Annotated in this window: 1 protein-coding gene; it reads right to left on the reverse strand. The window is 37.4% G+C overall.

The annotated features are described in order from the left end of the window. Positions 1–49 precede the first annotated feature (49 nt). On the reverse strand, positions 50–3,889 hold the full coding sequence (locus MW688_RS01155) for an Eco57I restriction-modification methylase domain-containing protein (RefSeq protein ID WP_486734072.1): 3,840 nt from the start codon (positions 3,887–3,889) through the stop codon (positions 50–52). Between the last annotated feature and the right edge of the window lie 686 nt (positions 3,890–4,575).

Here is a 4,575-nt window from a genome sequence, read left to right on the forward strand (position 1 = left end):
GGTTCGTAGTTGGACTTTAGTCCTAGAAAATCATCGGGCTAAAGCCCTACTACAAGCTTAGCATATCCCAAGCGGCTAAAACTAATCGCTGAGTGCGATATTCTCCATATTTCTTAATCTCGTTATTCTTCAAGACTCGGAATGTCTCTGAGGGAAAGTCTTCTCCGTATACATCGCCAGGATCTAAAATATATCGCAATTCATCCCGGGTTAACCCATAGAGTTGGGCAAATTTAGCGTCTAATTCTGCTCTTAAGATAGCACGGCGATCGCTATCCCACACATACGGTTCTCCACTATATCCCATATCTTCTGCAAATGGTTTCATATCCCAAGCTGTATATACTAACTCTAATACTCTGCTGGTGATAAATTCTATGTCTTCTGAGGTATACCAGTCTGGAGGGATAATAGGAAGTTGTTTAATGATGAAGAAATTTAAATTAACCCTACCAATTTTGTTTTTTACTACAAAATCGAATACTAAACTAGAACAATTTGCTAATAAGCAAGGAATTAATTTATATAATTTTTGTTGCAGGATTAAAATTGAGCCACTATTTCCTAAACCACATTTGGAAATTAAACCAAAAATACCTGTTCTTTCATTGTCAAAGTTAGCAATATTTCTAAAACAAAGTAACCAATTCTTATCCCACTTACCAGCCAATCTATTCTCCACCTCAGTAGAATTAACCCAATAACGAGGAGAGACAGAAAAAGAGCGATCGCACTTTTGTGCTAAACTCACATTATGACATACTCCATCAGGATCATAACTAGCCCAACGATGGTCAAACTGGTGAAACATCTTCGCTTCATACAAAGGTTTGTAGTTGGACTTTAGTCCAAAATCCCCTGTCTCAAACAAATGACTATCATTACTCATATCAAACATACGCATAAAAGAAATACCCCAAGGATTATCTCCAGTTTTCTCATTCTCTAAAACTGGAATACGCTGATAGATTTTCTTAGTTAACTCTGCATCAGCTTTAGTACGAAAAACAGGACAAGTCAAGGTATTAGGATTCATTAAAGCAATATCTTGAGGAGATAATTTAAATACTCTTGCCTTATCTTCTACCTGCTTAGCTTGAGTGAGGAAGAAAGAAAAATTAGTCTGTGGAATTCCCTTCCCACTCATACCAAGTAAAGAAAATTTATAACTACGATGGACAGATTGAAAAATAGCTTCTCTATTCTCAAAATCATAAAGACTAGTAAGATTTTGTTTCTGTATTAAATCGCCGAAGAAATTCTGACAAGTAGCATCAGTAGCTATTCCAGTAGGAACAATTATTCCCACTCTCCCATGAGAATTAATTAACTTTCTCACGGTTTCTGCAAATACAGCATAGGTATTAATATCTCCTTTACTAGTTAACAAAAAGCGACTTGATTCCCTAATAAACTTACCTTGCGCCTCAGCATCATGTTTAGCCTCCTCAAACTCCTGTAATAATTGAGGATTATCTTGAGCTAATTTTTTAATTAATTTATCTCTCGCTGCCTTATTCTTCGCCTTAACAATAGACTCATCCCGAGAAGCAAAAAACTCTTTTTCTTGTAACTTAATTCTTTCCCAAGGAGGATTACCCAATACACAAGTAAATCCACCATTGGCAAAAACTTCTGGAAATTCTAAACACCAATGAAAAAATCCCTTTGACTGGGCTAAACTATTAGCAGCCTTAACCACCTTTAAAGTTGTACCGCTACCCTGTAATAATTGGTCTAAAACCGAAGTAGTAGGAATTAACTGTAAATTATCTTCAGTCAAAGGCATAAAAAAGGCAGCAGTCCAAAGATTACAGGCTGAAAAATCTCTCCACCAGCTTTTATTATCTTCACTGCGACTACTCAAATATTGTGCTTTTTTCCGTTTAATATCTTCTGTTGTTACCTCAGAAATTTTGCCTAACTCTTGCCAATCATCGGCATATTGTTCTAATTCATCATCTAAATTACTAAATAAAGATAATTGATTAGTTTGCTTAACTTTTATCTCTTTTTCATTTCTATCTTTAAAAGACTTAGACCATTTCTTATCATCTCCAGTTACAGGTTTAAAAGCAGCATTGGGGATACCTTCAGATAAAACAGAAATATCTAAAACCCCTACTAAAGAATTACCACATTTGATACGATGGTCTAAAAAATTCAAAGGTAAACCTCCACAAAACCCTTCAATCCATAAAGCCACCTTACACAAATCCACCGCCAGAGGATTTAAATCTACCCCATAGATACAATTTTGAATAACATCTCGTATGGCTTGATTTAATGGTTGGGGAGATGGTTGGGCTTCTCCTGTGCGAATTTTTGCTAATTCTTTTCCTATACGTCTAGCAGCGGCTAATAAAAAATGCCCACTACCGCAGGAAGGGTCGCACACAGTTATACTTAATAAAGCTTGCTCACGCTCTTGTATACTAGCTTTATCGGCTAATTTCTCAGCAATCACAGGTTCTAAAGCTGACTTAATTAATTGCCCCACTAACTCAGGAGGTGTATAGTAAGAACCAGTAGTTTTGCGATCGCTACCTGCTACTAATTTAAAATGATAATTACCCTGATAAGTAATAACTTTAGGAGTAAAATCGAGAAGACTCTCATATACACTCCCCAACTCTTCTACATCCAAAGCAGCATAATTAACCCGTCTCAATCTTCCCTGATTTTCATAAAGGGAAAGGTGTCTAATTGCTGAAAGTAAATCATGATTATCAGTAGCATAACCCTCTAAATTTTGTAAAGAAGTTGAACCAAATAAATCACCATTAAGGGGAGATAACCCCAATAAACTACCACGCCAACTTTCATCAAATAGACTAAAAGTAACTCGTAAACCTTGCCAAATATCCTGAAAACCTTCTCTTCGATAACTTTTTTTCTCAGCTAAGAGTCTTAAACGGTTAATACTATAATATTCCTTATATATTCTTGCCTTTTCCTCATCCTCTCCTGCCACAAGTAAATTACGAGACTCTGCCACCATCAAAAATAACAAACGATAAATTAACATCAATAATTGACGGTAGTAATCTTGTTCTAATAACTCTCCATTAGTGATAGATTCCCTCAAAACCTGATTATGAGGATGCTGTAAAAATCCATTACCCAACAACTCCAAAGCTTTTTCTACCCCATCCCGAAGACGGTCTCTAACTCTTCCGCCTTGTTGTAAAGCTTCTTGGTGATAAAATTCTAAAAGACAACTATCTACATCATCTATATCTTGAGGTAAACGAGTACGGTGAAAAAGACGATAAAATAAACCAAACTCAGCAAAGTTCTCATTAACTAAAATTTGTTCTAAGTCAAACTCAATAAAAGCCAAACGAGTCATCAAAGAACAATCTCTTAATAAGCGCCATTGATACCCATTAGTTACTACACCCCATAAATGCTCCGTGCGATTCAGGTATTCTTGTAATAAAGCATGTGCAGATAATCTCGGACGTCCAGAAGGGGGTTTTTCTTCTAGAGACAGATAACAACCGATAATATGAAGAGGGGGAGAAGGGTTAATGTCTTCAGTCGATTCAACTTTTTCAGCGCGATGGGAAATAGCAAAGGTTTGACCAGCAATTATTTCAGCTTTATCCTGCAAAACTGGTTGATATCCCAATAATTTAAGCAGAGGAATCCCCCAATATTCCCGGGTAGTAGAAGTACCTGTTTTTTCATCTCCCATTCTTTCTAAGCGACGTTGAAAAATACGCCATAAATCTTTAGCTTCTCCCCAAGCAAAAGCAATTTCATCTTCGAGTTTTATCGATTTATCGAGACCAAAGTTTATATTAGTTTGACCTTTTATTTCTCCTGAAGCGATTTCAGTGGTCATGTCAGGGGCGAGTAAATTTCCTTGAATACGAATAGACATAGTTTTATATAAGTTTGTAGTAGGGCTTCAGCCCGAGTCTAGTTTGTAGTAGGGCTTCAGCCCGAGTCTAGTTTGTAGTAGGGCTTTAGCCCGATTACTCTCTTGGACTAAAGTCCAACTACGAACCTAGTTTGTAGTAGGGCTTTAGCCCGATTATGCTCTAGGACTAAAGTCCAACTACGAACCAAGTTTGTAGTAGGGCTTCAGCCCGATTATGCTTTTGGACTTTAGTCCAACTACGAACCAAGTTTGTAGTAGGGCTTTAGCCCGATTATGCTTTTGGACTTTAGTCCAACTACGAACCAAGTTTGTAGTAGGGCTTCAGCCCGATTATGCTCTAGGACTTTAGTCCAACTACGAACCAAGTTTGTAGTAGGGCTTTAGCCCGATTATGCTTTTGGACTAAAGTCCAACTACGAACCAAGTTTGTAGTAGGGCTTCAGCCCGATTATGCTTTTGGACTAAAGTCCAACTACGAACCTAGTTTGTAGTAGGGCTTTAGCCCGATTATGCTTTTGGACTAAAGTCCAACTACGAACCTAGTTTGTAGTAGGGCTTTAGCCCGATTTTTATCTAGGACTAAAGTCCAACTACGAACCAAGTTTGTAGTAGGGCTTCAGCCCGATTATGCTCTAGGACTAAAGTCCAACTACGAACCAAGTTTGTAGTAGGGCTTTAGCCCGATT

This window comes from Johannesbaptistia floridana, assembly GCF_057440575.1.

Bases quoted from the DNA above. Each gene is read 5' to 3' on its own strand.
- MW688_RS01155 (WP_486734072.1), bottom strand. From the start codon at position 3,889: ATGTCTATTCGTATTCAAGGAAATTTACTCGCCCCTGACATGACCACT.